Raw genomic sequence first — 18,232 nt, 5'->3', positions numbered from 1 at the left:
AAGATTATCTTATAAAAAAGACCTACTTAATATGAAATTAAAGATAGTAGTCCTCCTCGCTTCGATGTTGGCTTTGGTAAAATTTGGAATAGCTCAGGAAGCACAAATTTCCGAACAGCCAACCGTTTTTGAGACGTATCCTTTCTCAGACCCTAACCCAATTCCTTCACTTGCTCACAAGCCGGGAATTTATCCCTATTTTAATTTTGACGGTTTCAGTGTAAAACCTGAAAAAAAGGAATGGAATGTAATCACTCTTGAAAACGAATTTCTAAAAGTCACGGTGATGCCCGAGATAGGTGGCAGAGTCTGGGGCGCGATTGAAAAATCAACTTCAGAGGATTTTATATATGAAAATGAAGTCGTGAAATTTAGAAACATTGCCATGCGGGGTCCCTGGACTTCAGGAGGTATTGAATTTAATTTTGGCATCATAGGCCATTCTCCAGCTACAGCCAGTCCTGTTGATTACCTGTATTATGAAAATGAAGATGGCAGTGTCACCTGCGTGGTAGGCACCATTGATCTTCCTTCAAGAACACAGTGGAGAGTCAAAATCAACTTGCCCAAAGACAAGGCTTACTTTGAAACAGAGGCCGTTTGGTACAATCCTGAACCTCTGAGACAACCTTATTACAACTGGATGACTGCAGCCGCTCATGTGGCTAACGATCAGGAATTCTTTTACCCTGGGCACATTGCTTTGCAACACAGTGGAGAAGTAAAAGACTGGCCGGTTCAAAATGGCATTGCCCTCAACTTGTATAAAAACAATGATTTTGGAGGTAGCAAATCCCAACATATTGCCGGTTCATTTTTAAATCACTTTGGCGGATATTTCCACAAGAAAGGAATCGGTTTTGGCCATTTCTCAACTTACGATGATAGCCCCGGAAAAAAACTCTGGTTATGGGCATTGTCTAGAAACGGCGGGATCTGGGAAGACCTATTGACAGATAAAAACGGTCAATACATGGAATTCCAGGCTGGAAGGATGTTGAATCAATTTTCTCCCTCCAGAAATGTAGCAACCCCACTTACAAAGGCAGGCTTTGACCCTTACACAATCGATCAATGGTCGAACTATTGGTTTCCAGCCAAACAAATAGGAGGTATAAGTGACGTATCCAAAATTGGTGTCATTCACATAGAACGAGTAAACAACCTGGTAAAATTGGGCTTTAACCCCTTTCAGAAGGTTGATGGCGCGTTGGAAGTTAAGGTCAATGGGGAACTTGCGCAAACCTTTCCCGTTCAGGCTAATCCAATGGATGTAATCACCCATGAGTTTCAATTGGACGTACCCTTGCAAGAAATGGTGGTCTCCTATAAAGGTGAACAACTGTACAGGTGGACTGAAACGGATGACATGAAACTCACCCGTCCTTTTGATAAAGTGGCTGCGCCAACACTTTCTGCAGATCAAAAATTGTATTTCGAGGCCAGGCAGCATTACTACAGCAGAAGCTATAAAAAGGCAAAAGCCAGCTATGAAGAATTACTTGAGAATGCCCCAGGGCATCAACAGGGAAGAATCGATTATGCTGAATTGCTTTTGCGTTTTACGCAATATGACGAGGCTTTAGGGCACATTTATAAAGCTTTGGCTACCGATTATTTTGACCACCAGGCTAATTTCATAGCAGGTAGCATTTACTTGGCCAAAGGACAGTCCACACAGGCGCTTGAAGCCTTCGGTTGGGCGGCCAGATCTATGGAATTCAGGTCGTCCGCCTATGCGATCATGTCCGAAATATACCTGTCTGAGGGACAACTTAACCAGGCTAAAGATTTTGCAAAAAAAGCGCTACGTAATAACACCAGTAGTATCATGGCTTTACAACCATTGGCAGTAATCCAAAGGTTAAAGGGAGAAAAAGAATCAGCTGAGGCCACCTTGAATAAACTTTGGGAGATCGATCCACTCAATCATTTTATTCGATTTGAGCGGTACCTTACTGATAAATCTCCTGCCGCATTGGCCAAATTTAAGGCAACGATAAACAATGAATTCCCTTATCAAACTTATTTAGAATTGGCTGCTGTATATAAAAAATACAATCAGACAGAAGCAGCCATCCAAGTACTGCAAAACAGCCCTTCTCATGCCTTAGTGAATTTATGGCTGGCCTATCTGGATCCTGCGCAAAAAGAGGCCCAACTAAATCAAATGATGGATCAATCCACAGCATTTGTATTGCCTTTCCGAAAAGAAACCCTACCGATGCTTAAATGGGCTAAATCAGAAGTGTCTTCCTGGAAAGTTGATTATTACCTTGCCCTAAACCTTATGGCCATGGATCAGGAAGCTGAAGCTTACCAATTATTAGAAACAATTGGGCAATCTGCTGATGAGGCTACCTTTTACTTGAGCAGGGCAATGCTTCTGGACAACCAAAAAGGAGGAAATTCCTTGAAAGACCTAGAGAAAGCGCTGGAAATAGACAAAACAGAATGGAGAACCTATTTTCAACTCATCAAACATCATGTTGCAGCTGGTGACGATCAAAAAGCCATGGCTATTGCAAGAGAGGCTATAAAAGCTTTTTCTGGGAATTATGTCCTTGAGATGGAATTCATCAAACTACTCAATAAAAATGGTGAGTATAAAACTGCCATGAACCTATTGGATAAAATTGAAGTCCTACCACATGAAGGTGCTGGTGGTGGCAGGACGCTATATGAAAGTGTCTATCTAAATGCTGCGCTTCAAGACATTCAGGCTAAAAAATGGACCGCTGCAACTAATAAAATTGAAAAATCAAGGATTTGGCCTGAAAACCTGGGTGTAGGCAAGCCTTTTGATCCAAGAGAAATACTTCAAGATTATTTGGCCGCAATGGTGAACAAAGCAAGAAATAATCAACAGCAATTTTCAAAATACATGGAAGCTGTCATTTCTCAGGCTGACAAGTTGAGCACAAATAGCCAAGAGCAAGCACTTGTAATACTGGCCTTGAAAAATACTGGCCAAGAAGCTGATGCAAATAATTTGACAGAAAAAATCAAGAAGGAAGGATCCCCTTCTGCGGTAACCAAACTTGCGAATCTTCTAGATTACGCTTCAAATAATGGAGAAGCCGTATCGGATACCAAGAAAGACAATGGAATCGTAAATAAAATCATTGGAGCTACCCAATCCATCTATTAATAATAAAAAAGGGAGGCTTTCAAATATCGAAAGACTCCCTTTTTTTTCTTTACTTAACCTATAAACTTTTTAAAGTTTGCTCATTCGCATCTAAGATTTTATCAAGATGTGATTTTTCCAAGGCAGTTGAGAGAAACAAACTTTCATACTGAGAAGGAGCAAGGTAAATGCCTTTATCCAACATTCCCCTAAAGTATTTCCCAAATAAACCTGTATCACAAGTTTGGGCATCTGCAAAATTCTTTACTTTTTGATCTGTAAAGAAAAGCGTATACATGCTACCCAAATTGTTTATGGTATAAGGAAGTCCCAATCGGTTAAGTATCTCCTTTAAGCCTTCCACCAGCGTATCACCCGTTTTACTCAACTGGGTATACACCCATGGGTTTTCATTTAGGTAGTTTAGCATTGTTAGGCCAGCGGCCATGGCAATTGGGTTTCCAGAAAGCGTTCCCGCTTGATAAACAGGTCCTGATGGGGATACATAATCCATGATTTCAGCCTTGCCTCCATAGGCACCAACTGGCATGCCTCCACCGATAATCTTACCCATAGTGGTAAGGTCAGGCATGACATTCATCAGCTGCTGTGCTCCCCCAGGAGAAAGCCTGAAGCCAGTCATGACCTCATCAAATATTAATACGATGCTTTCATCATCACAAATTTTTCGCAATCCTTGTAAGAACCCAGGTTCAGGCAGTACACAGCCCATATTCCCTGCTACTGGTTCTAGAATAATGGCAGCAATTTCTCCTTTATTTGCGGCCACAACTTCTTTCACTTTTTCCAGGTCATTGAAAGGAGCCAGTAGAGTATCCTTTGCTGTCCCTTTGGTAACTCCTGGTGAATTTGGATTCCCCATGGTAATGGCACCAGAACCTGCAGCTATTAGAAAACTATCACCATGACCATGATAATTCCCCTCAAATTTTAAGAATTTCTCCCTTCCTGTATATCCTCTGGCCAGCCGAACTGCCGACATGGTGGCTTCGGTACCACTGTTAACCATTCTCACTTTCTCTACTGAAGGGACCATTTTTGTGATCAATTCTGCAATTTCAACCTCTAAGCCTGTTGGCGCTCCGAAGGAAGTGCCATTCTCCATGGCTTTAATTACAGCTTCACGCACCAATGGATGGTTGTGTCCAAGCACCATTGGCCCCCAACTGTTTATCGCTTCTATGTATTGATTTCCATCCACATCATAGATATAAGCGCCTTCGGCTTTGGCTATAAATATGGGATCACCCCCTACTGCCTTAAATGCCCTTACAGGTGAGTTTACTCCGCCAGGTATGAATTTCTTAGCCTTTTCAAAAAGTTGCTTGCTTTTGCTTGTCGTCATTTAATTATTCTTCAATAGTCAAAACGCCTTCTTCCAAACTTAATATTGGAACGTAATTATTAAATTTCACATGCGAGAAATTATATCCAAGGGTCAAATTCCCTTCGATGAAATTTCTTCTGTCAAGGTTTTTCTGAAAGTCAAACCCATTTTCTTCATTGATAACCTTTGTCACAAAATCTGCCAATTCATAACCCATATAAGCAAATGACGAAGGGTAAGCTTTATAAATATTCAGGTAGTTTACTCTGAATTCATCTAGCACTCCACTATTAAAATCTACGGTATTATTCCCAACAAAATGGAAGTTTTGGGCCTCCATCATGTCATAATTAGCAAAATCAAAATACAACCAGCTTTCCATAACCACTACTGGCATGCCCGCTCCTAACGATTCTACAAGACCAAAAGTAGGTGAGGCAATATTGGGGTCATCAGAAAAAATAACCATAATATCCGCCGTAGGTGTGCCACCTCCACTTAATTCAAGGCTCTCGAAAAAACCCTGCATGTCTCTAGTAGACACTTTTTGATTCTTTACTATTTGAAGCCCTCTATTTCTAGCCATATCTACAAAAGTAGCCGCCAATAATTCATCCCTACTTGTACCTGAATAAGCCAATGCTACTCTTCTTCCTTCAAACTTGCGACAATAGTCCATTACATTTTGGCTTAGTGCCTGAATGGAAGGCCTGAATAAGTAGGAATATTGAAACTCCTTAACATTGTCATCTATATTGGACAGTGGATTAATCTGTGGAATATGCTTTTGTTGTGCGAAATTGGCAACTAGCGCTGTCTCTTCAGGGTATAAAGGACCAATAATTATATCTGCTTTATGCAAGAATGGATCTTCAAGAATCCCCCTTACTTTGGCATCACTTCTCTCTGTGTCAAAAGTTTTAAAATTCAATTTCAAACCCTTTGATCTGGCTTGTTCAAGTGCAAGTATTATTCCTTGATGCAGTTGCAAAACAAAGTTATTTGAATTGAGAGACTGCACGCCAGATTTCCCGTCATAATTAAAAGGCAATACCACAGCTATATCCAAAACCTTGTCCTTAGCCTCAAAAATGGTATCTCCATCTCCCATTGAAAACGCCCTGTTTTTTATCGTCTCATATAAGCCTCTTTCGGTTGAGGACATTGAGCTTTGGGTCTCCAATCTTTCTTTTAAAGCCATGACTAAGCCATCGTTTTCAGGAAAAAGCCCATATTGGACAGCTAAAGAACTTGATGCACTTACCTTCAAGAAATTATAACTTGCCCGATACCCCTCTTTTTTCAAGGTTTCGTCAGTAATTTGATCAATTAATCGCAGGGCCTCATTTGGGGTCGAGAGCTGAAATTGACACAAAGCCAGTAAATAACGTACATCGTCCTTTTGAGCAAAATCTCTGGTTTCAAGAAGGGAATTCAGGGCTTCTTTCGCCAGTTCATATTGTCTGTTGCCATAGGCTGCTCTGGCAAAATGAAACCTTGCATAATCAGATAACGAACTGTATTTCTCTTTATCAAGATAAGGTCTCAGCAATTCCATTGCTTCTGTTTGGTTCCCCTGCTCTATTTGCTTTTTAGCTTGCTCAAATTGATCAAAACCCTCCTGCGAAAACACAGAGGATAAGGGAACAATAAGAAATAGAAAGTATAGTATTATTTTCATGTGGTGAAGAATTCTTTAATGGTGTAGTTTCAAACTTCGTACCTTTTTTCACAAAAAACCGTCATCCTACCAAAATTACGAAATTAAATTTTCCTTAGGCAATTTACATAAAAAAGCCTGATAGCTACATCAGGCTTTTCTGTTGTTTTTTTATTCCCACTCTATGGTTGCCGGTGGTTTAGAGCTGATATCATATACCACCCTGTTGACACCTTTCACTTTATTGATAATATCATTGGATACCTTTCCCAGGAAATCGTAGGGTAAATGAACCCAATCCGCGGTCATTCCATCTACAGAGGACACCGCTCTAAGCGCCACTACTCTTTCGTAAGTCCTTTCGTCACCCATTACCCCTACAGACTGTACTGGCAACAGCATGGATCCCGCCTGCCAGACTTCATCATATAAGCCTGCATCTTTCAGACCTTGAATGAATATATAGTCAACTTCCTGAAGCGTTTGCACCTTTTCTGGGGTCACATCACCCAAAATTCTAATCCCAAGTCCCGGACCTGGGAAAGGATGTCTGCCAATGATGGCATCTGAGATCCCTAAAGCTTTACCAACTTCCCTTACGCCATCTTTAAAAAGGGTATTTAGCGGCTCTACTACTTTAAGTTTCATGAAATCTGGAAGCCCACCTACATTGTGGTGAGATTTAATGGTTGCTGATGGGCCATTGACCGAAACGGATTCGATCACATCTGGATAGATGGTTCCTTGCCCCAACCACTTCACATCTTTAATTTTATGCGCTTCTTCGTCAAAAACTTCTATAAATGTTCTGCCAATGGCCTTTCTTTTCCCTTCAGGATCAGAAATACCCGCCAAGGCATCATAAAATTTCTTTTTGGAATCAACACCTATTACATTCAGCCCCATGCCTTTGTAAGACTCCAGCACCTCTTCATACTCATTCTTTCTCAAGAGACCGTTGTCCACAAAGACACAAGTCAATTGATCACCTATAGCTCTGTGTATTAAGGTGGCTGCTACTGATGAATCCACACCACCAGACAAGCCCATAACTACACGGTCTTTACCTATGCTTTCTTTAAGAGAAGCTATCGTTGCATCTATAAATACATCTGAGGTCCAATCCTGTGAACAATCACAAATCTGAACCACGAAATTTCTTAATAAATTCTTACCCTCTGTTGAATGGGTTACTTCGGGATGAAATTGAATACCATAGGTTTCTTCTCCCTGTATTTTATAAGCGGCTATTTTTACCGAGTGTGTACTTGCAATGGTTTCGAAACTTTCAGGTAAATCCTTAATGGTATCTCCATGAGACATCCAAACCTGAGAATCATGGGTCAATTCCCTAAAAAGCTTGGAATGGGTGTCCAGGTGAGAAATTTTGGCCCTTCCATATTCTCTAATTTCTGATGGGGTTACATTACCACCATATTTTTGAGCCATTAGCTGGGCACCATAACATATACCCAAAATTGGTAATTTACCGCGAAGTGCATCTAAATCCAGATCAGGAGAATCATTGTCTCTAACAGAGCAAGGACTGCCCGAAAGTATGATTCCTTTGATGTCTGAAGTAATTGGGGGGATTTTATTGAAGGGGTGAATTTCACAATATACATCCAGTTCTCTAACACGTCTGGCTATTAGCTGTGTGTATTGAGAACCAAAGTCTAGGATTAAAATCTGTTCTGCCATGCGCAAAGTTAATCAGCCCTTGTCAATTCCCGAAATAAAAAGGTGAATTTTCAAAAGAATATTTGGGGTTAATGGTTTGTGAAAATGCAGAAAACCAAAAAAGTAATAGCATATTTTAAAGTCTTGGCGAACTACTCAGATCAAAGACGTCCTAAAATGAATATTAAACAGCAACTGCATTTCACCTTCAAACGGTCCAAAAAAAGACCCAGAATGGGTCAAATATTTAGTGTGCCGGGCATGGCATTCTACTCAAGGGTGAGCAATCTCAATGGAGAGAGCAAGTCCCTAGGGGGCCCTCTGACGGGAACCCCATAGCTAAAGCCAAGGGTGTTCCGGGCGACCGGAAATCTGAAGGAAGGCGGCGGCAAACTCCAGATGTGGACGAACAGAAACTGAATAGTAGGCCAATAGATTTGGGGAAGCGCACTTTGCAGCGTCTAATCCCAATAGTCAGACAAAGGATCTATTGGTAAATTCAGCCGCATCGGATGAAAGTAGAAAGTCTTACCCCGGGAGGTCTGTGACTAGGGCAATTGCCGGAGGTACGTGCGAGTGCTGAAGGAATCCAAGTCAACAGAAGTCAGCAGAGGGCATAGTATCCTGACGATAAAAGTCAGGAGAAGGCCTGAATTTTCTAAACAAGGAAGTGAACTTAAAGTGAGTAAAAAGAACAAACTATCGAAAGAATGCAAACATGGCATACAGGGAGATCTGTTTGCCAAGGAACAGGATTCTGTGACCAAGAAGAGAGGAGGAACCTCTCGGAAAGAGCAGAAGATAGCGTTAATTTCTCGACTGGAAGAACAGCGAGCCTTGACCAGCAACACAGTAGACAAAATATCAGATCAGTTGCAGTTACTCCAAGCATTCCGAAGAGTGAAAAGCAACAATGGGACAGCCGGGATAGATGGAACAACGGTTGGAGAATACGAGCGTGAGTTATTAGCGAATATTAAACGACTACAAATCCAACTCAAGGCTGTAACCTATGAGCCAAATGCGGTAAGGGGAGTAGAGATAGAGAAACCGAACGGTGGTACACGCTTATTGGGTATACCGACCGTAGCAGACCGGTTAGTACAGCAAAGTATACAGACAGAACTGCAAATGGTATTCGACCCCTTCTTCAGTGAAAACAGCTATGGCTTTCGTCCGGGCCGTTCAGCCCATCAGGCAATAGAGCGTGCGAGCGAATGTGTAAAGGAAGGCAAGATATGGGTAGTGGACATAGACTTGAAAAGTTTCTTCGATGAAATCAACCATGACCGATTAATGAATCGGCTCAGGAATAGTATCTCGGACAAGAAACTATTGAAGTTAATCCACCAATTCCTTCGTGCCGGACTCATGCAAGGCGGGGTGGAGACACAACGAATAGCGGGAACGCCACAAGGAGGCCCACTATCGCCGCTGCTGTCCAACATAGTTTTAGACGAGCTGGATAAGGAGCTAGAAGTAAGGGATCTGAGCTTTGTACGATATGCGGACGACTGTAATATCTTTGTGGGAAGTGAAAGATCGGCCCACAGAGTGCTGGAATCCATCACGACCTATATCGAAAAGAAGCTCAAGCTAAAAGTGAACCTAGAGAAAAGCGGAGTCCGCAGATGTGATAAAGTCAAATTCTTGGGTCATACGATCATGGGAGATGACAAAATCCGGATAGCGGATAAAAGTATCTTGAGGTTCAAGGTAAAGATCAGGGAAGTTACAAAGCGCAATCGGGCGATACCGCTTAAGAGGCTTATAAAAGAACTTAACCTGATCATCCAAGGCTGGGCAATCTACTACCGTAAATGCAACACATGGCTGAGTTCATTAAGAGAAATGGACGGATGGATACGCAACCGACTCAGATGTTATGCGCTAAAACAACACGGGCGGAAATACGCAACCTACCGTTTTCTAAGGTCTCTTGGATTAGCAGAGGGTCAATCGTGGAACGCCGTGAGATTCTATGGTTGGTGGCCTATGGCCAACCTACCATATGTACGAAAGGGCATGGGCCTGGCATGGTTCGCAAACATTGGTCTTAGGTCTTTGGTCGCTGTACAGAAGGGTTAACCGTTAGAAGAAACCGCCATGGTACGTTAAAGCGTATGCCTGGTGGTGTGGGGGGGACGGCGGTAGAATACCGCCCACCCATCCCGATTAGCAATGGAATTTGTAAAGTTGATGCGACCCCGATGGGGTCGTATATTTTTCTATACATCAAAATGGCTAAAAACATGCAATCCTTTCAGGATTGAAACCTATATGAAAATTATAATGCCTTTAACGATGAGCTTTACCCATTGTTGGGAGATATCACTCATTCCGGGCTCTTAGTAAAGAAGCAAAAACCCAGACCTGAATGGTCTGAACAATAATAACCGTGGGTGGCAACCCACGGGATAGAAAAACACCCCTAAACCCAACACTGAAGGTGTTGAACAGCGACAAGTGATCCCAAACCCGAAAAATTAAATAAACAAGAGCTAATCAACCTATGAGCATGCCTATTTACCAATCTTGAATAATAAGTAAGTGTTATTACAAGCAGATTAAACATCCATCAAAACATGTAGTTAAGAAAAATCCCGGTATAAGGCTGAAAGCGCAGACCATTTAGTTTCAGTGTATAACCTTCAGTAGATTGAATTTGATTTTGACTTCCTTCTTCCTTCGCTCTTATGGATATACGCTCTGTATATTGCTGTTCTCCCATATAACCTGACAATCTAAATTCTGTACTAAGCAACAATCTTGGATTGAGTCTAAAACGCAGGCCTGCCAATGGAGAAACCAAAAGCCTGATTTCCCGGTCATACTGGTCCTGAATTTCAAAATATTCCTCCTCCGGATCTGTGTCAGGTTGCTCAAAAATCGATCTTCTATCCATCTTACGTCCTTCCAGTTCCATTCCATAATATCCCTCCCATTTTTTGGTCAGGGGTTTGATCCATTCATAACCTATTGCCAGGCCAAAATTCCCGATGCGATCTATATTGGTAAATTCTCCCTCTATTTTCTTAGCCCTGCTAATCATCCCAAAGACCCGCAATCTTATTCTATTTTGGTCATGAATCTTTTTCCTTAGCATCAATTCCAATGGTGCCCGCTGGTTTTGATCCATCAACTGATCAAAAGAAAAATTAGTATTGAGACCGATTTCAAACCGGCTTGTGGAATCTAATAGACTCCATATTGAAGGAGCGTTTTGAGCTGAAGCGGCTGTATATTCCATTATGAAAAAAAGAAGCAAAAGTATTTTGCACTGTATCATTCTTGATTTCATCGTTCTAAAATTTAAGGTTAATAAAAATTCCGGAATAAGGCTGAAAATCAAAAATCCAGGCCTTAGCATCATGTCCTCCAATGGAATGTGATTCCGACCCATCAGGGTTAGCGGAGGATTTTGCAAAGCCATCCTTTCTTGATTTCGTATTGTTATAGAATAATTCTATCCGCATTTCGTAGGAAACAAAAAAGTAGGGCATCGGGGAATAGGTAAAGCCAACAATAGGAACCAAACCTAAGGATTGTGTAGTAATAAAATCATATCTCCTTACTTTAACGCTCCCGTAAGTCTCGGAGTAATAGGAATAATTTCTCGATGTATTGTGAATTTCCCAACCTTTCTCCAAATCGGCTCCAAAGTAATAACCGAGTTTGTTATTGATGGGATGGTGCCATTCATGACCCAGAGCAATGGCAAAGTGGGATTGCTGAATTTTTAGGTTCTCTTCCCCTTCTATTTTATTGGTATTCTCCACCCAGCCCCTGGCCCTTAACCTAAGGCTGCGGTCACCCGGCAGTCCCCTGCGTAACAAAAACTCAATGGGCGCTAATGTCCCCGGATCCAAAAACCCATCGATGGCAAATTGGCTGTTTATACCCAGGCTATAGGCTTTATCAGGCAGAAAAACTGGCGTTTTCTCCGCAGCTGGTATTTCTCGTTGACCCATAGCCAGACCATAAAGTCCGGTCATTAAAAGGCCCGTAATAAAAAGTTTGATCATACTGTTTTTTTTTCGAAAAGTATAATAAAAATCAATTTGAACCTAATGATTTAATAAACGGTTTTTAGACTATTTTTTTAAATAATATTTATAAAGTAGCTTTAGTTGTATTGCCAATCTTTACTTTTAATAACAAGAGAATTGTCAAAGCCTTTCCCTACTCAGTCCAATCAAATTACACCAGGTTAGCCTTAAAAGGCCTTTTGCTGCAACTCCCCCTTAATCTAAGGGGGCAAGTGGGATTTTAACGAAAATGGAATAGCTGAATTGTCCCAAATTAGGTTTACCAATTATTATTCAAATACTACTTTAGGTTTACATTTCACGAAAAAAATCCCCCTTTGTCCCCCTTTAAAGGGGGATTTGTACAGTTCGTATTAGCGGATACATATTTACATTTCACTTTCCCAGCCCAATCTAAAAGCCTAGGGCTTTATAAAAAATTTTGGCACCTATCTGTGAGGAAAGCAATGAGATCTATCCCAAATAGGGGTACTTTACAAGTACCCCCATCCACTTAAATAGTCACCTCCCCCACTTCGCAAATAGGTAGGTGGACTTAAAACTGACAAGCTTGAGGTTCTGAACTCAAACGCTGGAGTTCAGAAGTGGGGCTTTTATCCTCAAAACTGGAAATTTCCACTATAAAATGACAAGATTTTGATTAAAATATAAAAAGGCTGACATTTTTACCGGAAAATGCTGATTTCCAAAACGATTTGGGGTACTTCGGAAGTGGGTAAGGGGACTTCGAAACTCCTCCTGTCAGGTTTTTATATGGAAGCAAGCAGTTCGAAAGTAGGGAATTGAAGTTAATAAGTGGAAATTTTCGGCTTTTTGGTTAAATATTGGTGCTTTTAGGTTCAGCTTTGTAGTAAAAACTGACAAGGATGAAGGAAATAAACACAAGAGCGAAGTAAAAAAATGCTAGAACTTGTTCTCGAAGTGAAGCGTTGACAAAAAACATAGTTTTTTCCTAGCAAAACCGTACAAAAAATAAGGTACAGCCTGAACTTTATTCAGGACGGGTCAGATTACCGGACCCTGAGCGGAAGCGAAGGGGTAGTCGGCATACGTCACCATATGGCTTCGGCTCCGCTCAGCCACCGGGAAGTTGTTTACCTTTTTGAGCGAATGGCTTCCCAATTACGATCCGATTGGAAGGAATCTAGTAAGAAAACGATCCACTTTCCTAAAAAAAAACAGACCTGAAGGGTCTGAACTATAATAACCGTGGGTGGCAACCCACGGGATAGGCAAACACACCTACACTCAACACTGAAGGTGTTGAACAGCGACATGTGATTCCCAGCCGAATGAACTACAGGGGCGAAAAGGTAGGTTTGACGTTTGCATTACTCTATATACTTTGACACCGCTCAGCCCAGGGATAGAGGCAGGTTTTTCGATTTATTATTTACGATTGATTTACAGTTTGCAGTAAAAAATCCCCCTTTGTCCCCCTTTGTTGAAAGGGGGATTTTGATTTTTCAAAATAGTTTATTGCATTACTAATTTAATATTGAGTCAGTCCAAAAAGCGAATCCAAAAAGGTTGGTATTAAGATAACCGGACCCTGCTAAGCTCCTCACAAAAAGGCTTCCCAATTACGATCCGGTTGGAAGGTATATAGTAAGAAAACGATCCACTTTACTAAAAAAAACAGACCTGAAGGGTCTGAACTATAATAACCGTGGGTGGCAACCCACGGGATAGGCAAACACACCTACACTCAACACTGAAGGTGTTGAACAGCGACATATGATTCCCAGCCGAATGAACTACAGGGGCGAAAAGGTAGGTTTGACGTTTGCATTACTCTATATACTTTGACACCGCTCAGCCGCCGGGAAAGGAGTAGGTTCTTCCATTTATTATTTACGATTGATTTACAGTTTGCGGTAAAAATCCCCCTTTGTCCCCCTTTGTTGAAGGGGGATTTTGATTTTTCAAAATAGCTTAATGCATTACTAATTTAATATTGAGTCAGCCCAATAAGCGAATCCAAAAACGTTGGTATTAAGATAACCGGACCCTGCTAAGCTCCTCACAAAAAGGCTTCCCAATTACGATTCGATTGGAATGGTTATAGTAATTAAACGATTACCATTCTAAAAAAACAGACCTGAAGGGTCTGAACTATAATAACCGTGGGTGGCAACCCACGGGATAGGCAAACACACCTACACTCAACACTGAAGGTGTTGAACAGCGACATGTGATTCCCAGCCGAATGAACTACAGGGGCGAAAAGGTAGGTTTGACGTTCGCATTACACTATATACTTTGACACCGCTCAGCCGCCGGAAAAGGGGTAGGTTCTTCTATTTATTATTTACGATTGATTTACAGTTTGCGGTAAAAATCCCCCTTTGTCCCCCTTTGTTGAAAGGGGGATTTTGACTCTTCAAAATAGCTTAATGCATTACTAATTTAATATTGAGTCAGCCCAATAAGCGAATCCAAAAACGTTGGTATTAAGATAACCGGACCCTGCTAAGCTCCTCACAAAAAGGCTTCCCAATTACGATCCGGTTGGAAGGTATATAGTAAGAAAACGATCCACTTTACTAAAAAAAAACAGACCTGAAGGGTCTGAACTATAATAACCGTGGGTGGCAACCCACGGGATAGGCAAACACACCTACACTCAACACTGAAGGTGTTGAACAGCGACATATGATTCCCAGCCGAATGAACTACAGGGGCGAAAAGGTAGGTTTGACGTTCGCATTACACTATATACTTTGACACCGCTCAGCCGCCGGAAAAGGAGTAGGTTCTTCCATTTATTATTAACGATTGATTTACAGTTTGCGGTAAAAATCCCCCTTTGTCCCCCTTTGTTGAAGGGGGATTTTGATTTTTCAAAATAGCTTAATGCATTACTAATTTAATATTGAGTCAGCCCAATAAGCGAATCCAAAAACGTTGGTATTAAGATAACCGGACCCTGCTAAGCCCCTTACAAAATGGCTTCCCAATTACGATTCGATTGGAAGGTATATAGTAAGAAAACGATCCACTTTACTAAAAAAAACAGACCTGAAGGGTCTGAACTATAATAACCGTGGGTGGCAACCCACGGGATAGGCAAATACACCTACACTCAACACTGAAGGTGTTGAACAGCGACATATGATTCCCAGCCGAATGAACTACAGGGGCGAAAAGGTAGGTTTGACGTTCGCATTACACTATATACTTTGACACCGCTCAGCCGCCGGGAAAGGAGTAGGTTCTTCCATTTATTATTTACGATTGATTTACAGTTTGCGGTAAAAATCCCCCTTTGTCCCCCTTTGTTGAAAGGGGGATTTTGATTTTTCAAAATAGTTTATTGCATTACTAATTTAATATTGAGTCAGTCCAAAAAGCGAATCCAAAAAGGTTGGTATTAAGATAACCGGACCCTGCTAAGCCCCTTACAAAATGGCTTCCCAATTACGATCCGGTTGGAAGGTATATAGTAAGAAAACGATCCACTTTACTAAAAAAAAACAGACCTGAAGGGTCTGAACTATAATAACCGTGGGTGGCAACCCACGGGATAGGCAAATACACCTACACTCAACACTGAAGGTGTTGAACAGCGACATGTGATTCCCAGCCGAATGAACTACAGGGGCGAAAAGGTAGGTTTGACGTTAGCATTACACTATATACTTTGACACCGCTCAGCCGCCGGAAAAGGGGTAGGTTCTTCTATTTATTATTTACGATTGATTTACAGTTTGCGGTAAAAATCCCCCTTTGTCCCCCTTTGTTGAAAGGGGGATTTTGACTCTTCAAAATAGCTTATTGCATTACTAATTTAATATTGAGTCAGCCCAATAAGCGAATCCAAAAACGTTGGTATTAAGATAACCGGACCCTGCTAAGCTCCTCACAAAAAGGCTTCCCAATTACGATCCGGTTGGAAGGTATATAGTAAGAAAACGATCCACTTTACTAAAAAAAAAACAGACCTGAAGGGTCTGAACTATAATAACCGTGGGTGGCAACCCACGGGATAGGCAAACACACCTACACTCAACACTGAAGGTGTTGAACAGCGACATATGATTTCCAGCCGAATGAACTACAGAGCTGAATGGGTAGGTATTTCGGAGTCGTCACCCTATTACTTCGGCTTCGCTCAGCCGCCGGGAAAGGAGTAGGTTCTTCCATTTATTATTTACGATTGATTTACAGTTTGCGGTAAAAATCCCTCTTTGTCCCCCTTTGTTGAAAGGGGGATTTTGATTTTTCAAAATAGTTTATTGCATTACTAATTTAATATTGAGTCAGTCCAAAAAGCGAATCCAAAAAGGTTGGTATTAAGATAACCGGACCCTGAGCGGAGCCGAAGGGAAAGGGGAAGGTTTTAATTCCCTTGATCGAAAGCTAGTTTAATTTTTGAGGCAATTTCTTCCATTTCCTCTTTTGCCAACTTTAGTTTTGGACGACTAAAATTAATGTCATCCATACTTCTAAGTGGCACCAAATGAATATGTACATGAGGTACCTCCAAGCCAATTACGGCGACACCTATTCGGGTACAAGTGATGACCGACTCCTGGGCTTTGGCGACTTTCTTGGCAAAAAGGTGAAGGCTCGTGTACAACTCATCCTCCAGGTCATAGATATAATCGACTTCTGCCTTAGGGACCACCAATACATGGCCTTTTACCAAGGGCATAATATCTAAAAAAGCAATATGTTGATCATCCTCAGCAACGATATGTGCTGGGATTTCTCTGTTGATTATCTTTGTGAAAATAGAAGGCATAAGTAAGGAAGTTAATTATGTATCACAAAAAAATCCCGATGCATCGCAACCGGGATTAAAAAATTATAAGCTGATTTCTAACACTTCAAATTCAACCAAACCTGCGGGGGCTTGAATTTGAGCAATTTCACCAACTTTCTTACCTAAAAGGCCTTTTCCAAAAGGAGATGCCGATGAGATTTTATTGGCTTTCAAGTCTGCCTCTTCTTCAGAAACAAGCATGTAGGAGACGGTCATCCCGTTTTTTACATTTTTTATCTTCACTGTGCAAAGAATCCCTACTTTAGAGTTGTCCATTTTGGAGTTATCCAATACCCTGGCATTACCAACGACATTCTCAAGTTTGGCAATCTTCAATTCCAAATGCCCCTGTGCATCTTTGGCTGCATCATATTCAGCATTCTCACTTAGATCACCTTTATCTCTTGCTTCAGCAATCTGTTTAGCAATGTCTGTTCTGCCTTTGGTTTTCAGGAACTGAAGCTCTTCTTTGAGCTTCCGTAACCCTTCTTCTGTATAATATTGTATGCTTCCCATATCAATTAATTGTTAACCTCTTATATAAATAAAATAACGGCCTCAACATTGAGACCGTTTCCTTATGCTTCCTTTATTTTGTACTGGCAAAGATAAAATAAGAATTCATATTTTACAATTTAACTATCTTTTATTAAGCCATTAACCATGCCACTGACCCGCTATTTTGGCCACTAGCACTTCATTTATTTTGTAGTAAGACTCTTTGGTCCACCCTGCTACATGAGGTGAAAACAGTACCTGTTTGAAACTCGTTAGTTGCTCAAACGACTTTTTCTCAGCAACAGTTAGCTTCTGGAGTTTTTCTTTTTCCAACACATCCAATGCAGCCCCTTTTAATTTCCCATTCTGGAGGCCCTCATTCAGGGTTTCAAAACTAACGACTTCTCCACGCGCTGTATTGATCAGGTAAAAGGGTTTGTTAAACCCGTTGATAATTTCGGTGGTGAAAAACCCTTTTGTTTCTTCCGTCAGTGGCACATGAATACTTAAAACATCTGCTTTTTCCTGAATGTCTTCAAAGCTACATTCCTCAACAAATTCATTGCCAAAACCCTTTTTGTATTTGTCATACGCCAGTACTTTAACACCAAAGCCTTGAAGCCGCTTTGCAAAAGCAGCTCCCATGTTCCCAAAACCAAAAATACCTACGGTTTTACCACATAACTCTTCTCCTCTATTCCCCTCTCTGTCCCAAACACCACGCCTTACCTGACTATCGGACTGTACAAAGTGATTAAATAGTGCCAAAAGCATTCCTACAGCATGTTCTGCTACCGCATCTCTATTGCCTTCTGGGGCAGCATAAAGGGCAATATCATTTTGCTCCAGGTATTCCAAATCAATATTGTCTAAGCCTGCTCCTGCCCGGGCCACAAACTTTAAATTAATTCCTTTTACCAATAATTCCCTGTCAATGGGCGTTTTAGAACGAATAACAAGCCCTTCATAATCGGATAATATTTGAAGAATACCCGCTCTATCTATGTCAGGCCTATAATGTGCCTCGTAACCCATTTCTTCCAACAACGAGACGATGCTTTCATGCATCTGGTCAATGATTAAAATTTTCATGCGCAAA

At 41.2% G+C, this 18,232-nt stretch carries 10 protein-coding genes; 2 read left to right on the top strand and 8 right to left on the bottom strand.

The genetic code is table 11. The features are described from left to right. The first annotated feature begins 31 nt into the window (after positions 1 to 31). On the top strand, positions 32 to 3,151 hold the full coding sequence (locus AC0L7T_RS05105) for a DUF5107 domain-containing protein (protein WP_473341405.1): 3,120 nt from the start codon (positions 32 to 34) through the stop codon (positions 3,149 to 3,151). A 58-nt stretch (positions 3,152 to 3,209) separates the two neighbouring features. Here the strand turns inward: AC0L7T_RS05105 and hemL are convergent, their stop codons facing one another. From hemL to guaA, 3 genes are all read right to left on the bottom strand, one after another. Beyond that, positions 3,210 to 4,496, bottom strand: coding sequence for a glutamate-1-semialdehyde 2,1-aminomutase (gene hemL, locus AC0L7T_RS05100; protein WP_473341404.1), 1,287 nt, complete (start codon positions 4,494 to 4,496; stop codon positions 3,210 to 3,212). A gap of 4 nt (positions 4,497 to 4,500) precedes the next feature. Beyond that, entirely contained in the window at positions 4,501 to 6,159 is a 1,659-nt protein-coding gene (locus AC0L7T_RS05095; protein WP_473341402.1) for an ABC transporter substrate-binding protein, read from the bottom strand. Positions 6,160 to 6,309: 150 nt separating this feature from the next. Continuing rightward, the gene (gene guaA / locus AC0L7T_RS05090; protein ID WP_473341401.1) at positions 6,310 to 7,839 is read right to left on the bottom strand and encodes a glutamine-hydrolyzing GMP synthase; all 1,530 of its coding nucleotides are present in this window, start codon (positions 7,837 to 7,839) and stop codon (positions 6,310 to 6,312) included. 549 nt (positions 7,840 to 8,388) lie between these two features. Between guaA and ltrA the strand changes: the two genes are divergently transcribed. Then, on the top strand, positions 8,389 to 9,906 hold the full coding sequence (ltrA, locus tag AC0L7T_RS05085) for a group II intron reverse transcriptase/maturase (RefSeq protein ID WP_473341400.1): 1,518 nt from the start codon (positions 8,389 to 8,391) through the stop codon (positions 9,904 to 9,906). Positions 9,907 to 10,396: 490 nt separating this feature from the next. On the opposite strand, the gene AC0L7T_RS05080 is transcribed toward ltrA, so the two are convergent. The 5 genes from AC0L7T_RS05080 to AC0L7T_RS05060 all read right to left on the bottom strand — a co-directional run bounded on the left by AC0L7T_RS05080 (position 10,397) and on the right by AC0L7T_RS05060 (position 18,225). Further along, positions 10,397 to 11,068: a hypothetical protein gene (locus AC0L7T_RS05080; protein ID WP_473341399.1), complete on the bottom strand. Its 672-nt coding sequence runs from the start codon at positions 11,066 to 11,068 to the stop codon at positions 10,397 to 10,399. Positions 11,069 to 11,123: 55 nt separating this feature from the next. Next, positions 11,124 to 11,843 carry a hypothetical protein gene (locus tag AC0L7T_RS05075; protein WP_473341398.1) on the bottom strand — a complete coding sequence of 240 codons (720 nt, stop codon included), beginning with the start codon at positions 11,841 to 11,843 and terminating at the stop codon, positions 11,124 to 11,126. A 4,366-nt stretch (positions 11,844 to 16,209) separates the two neighbouring features. Continuing rightward, entirely contained in the window at positions 16,210 to 16,614 is a 405-nt protein-coding gene (locus tag AC0L7T_RS05070; RefSeq protein WP_473341397.1) for an HIT family protein, read from the bottom strand. A gap of 63 nt (positions 16,615 to 16,677) precedes the next feature. Then, a complete protein-coding gene (greA, locus tag AC0L7T_RS05065) occupies positions 16,678 to 17,151 on the bottom strand; it encodes a transcription elongation factor GreA (protein ID WP_020893299.1) in 474 nt (157 codons plus the stop codon). Positions 17,152 to 17,292: 141 nt separating this feature from the next. Next, a complete protein-coding gene (locus AC0L7T_RS05060; protein ID WP_473341395.1) occupies positions 17,293 to 18,225 on the bottom strand; it encodes a 2-hydroxyacid dehydrogenase in 933 nt (310 codons plus the stop codon). Positions 18,226 to 18,232 lie beyond the last annotated feature (7 nt).

The organism is Cyclobacterium sp. 10D3-21 (assembly GCF_055809755.1).
This window is presented reverse-complemented; position numbering and strand designations above follow the sequence as displayed.